Annotated in this window: 1 protein-coding gene; it reads right to left on the reverse strand. The window is 53.7% G+C overall.

All coding sequences use genetic code 11. The annotated features are described in order from the left end of the window. The coding region (locus ACV22Z_RS35625) for a hypothetical protein (protein ID WP_448080925.1) at positions 1 to 1493 on the reverse strand (1493 nt) is incomplete at both ends.

Consider the following 1493-nt stretch of genomic DNA (forward strand, 5'->3'; position numbering starts at 1 on the left):
TATCGGCTGGCGGAACGAGTTCCGTGATGGCCTCCCAACTCGATTTTGAAAAGCTACCACCGGAGAATCCGATATTGTCGATCCAGACGGAGCCTGGATTACTCGGCATAGTGCCGCCATTCCCATTATCGTAATACCATCCGATATTGAATGAAGAGAATTGAATTCCATCCGGCAGCACGATTTGATAACTATGCGCCCCCCGCGCACCCGGAGATCCAAGATCAGAATTATAGAGATATTGCTTGAATATCAGATTTCCCGCATCATCGAAAAAGCGCGCCATCAATACATTGGCAGTCCTGTTATCCAGATCGAAATTGACTGCTTGCGCATGCGCTCCGTTATTGAGATAGAATCTCGGCAGTTCCTGGATACCGAAAAGCAGTCCTACCTCGTTCGCGTCGGAACCGCCCCCCCCCTTGACGCGAATGCCCTGATCGATTTTTAGACCGCCGACTGACGTTGTCTTGCCCAGCACGGCAGTGAAGACCCCGAAGTCGATCGGCTCACCACCATCGATATCTCTCAGCTTTTCGTGATTGAAATCGACTGACACCTCTGGGACCAAACCTCCAAAGCTACCACCGGAGAACCCGATATTGTCGATCCAGGCAGATACAAGCATATTCGGCCCAGTGCCACCCCCCCCATTCTTATCTACATACCATCCGATATTGAATGAAGAAAATTGCATTCCATCCGGCAGCACAATTTGATAACTATGCAATCCGGTCACAATCTGAGAATCACGGTCAGTACTGTAGAGATATTGATTGAATATCAGATTTCCCGCGTCATCGAAAAAGCGCGCCATCAATACATAACCAGATCTGCTATCGAGATCGAAACTGACTGCTTGCGCATGCGCTCCATTGTTGAGATAGAATCTCGGCACTTCCTGGATACCGAAAACCAGCCCCACCTCGTTCGCGTCGGAGCCGCTTCCCCCCTTGACGCGAATGCCCTGATCGATTTTTAGACCGCCGACTGGCGTTGTCTTGCCCAGCACGGCAGTGAAGACCCCGAAGTCGATCGGTGCACCGCCCGCGATATCTCTCGGCTTTTCGTGATTGAAATCCGTAACCGTATAGACAATCCCCGACCCGGTCCTCTCTCCTGTACCTATCTCGACAAATCGGGTAATCAAATATTCAGACACGTTTCCACTCTTGTCCACGAGTGCAGCACCGTAGGACGCATGTTCGTCCATCGTCGCGGCAATACTCGCCGGGATCGTCACCTTCGCACGCCCGGACGCCACGTCGGCTCCGGTCAGCGTGTAGGTAATCCGGTGATCGCCGATCATCACGTTGATCATGTCGCCAACCGTCGCCCCCGTACCCGCGAGCGTCACGTCGATCGCATTGCCCGACCGGGTCGCCGATGACGGCGCGTTCGGCGACGCCACGTCGAGTTCCACGTCGTACATCTTGACCGGTCCGAGCATCCCGCCTTCGTTGACCACCCGCGTCTGGACCGTCCAGTTACCC

The sequence above is a fragment of the Burkholderia sp. PU8-34 genome, from assembly GCF_053427725.1.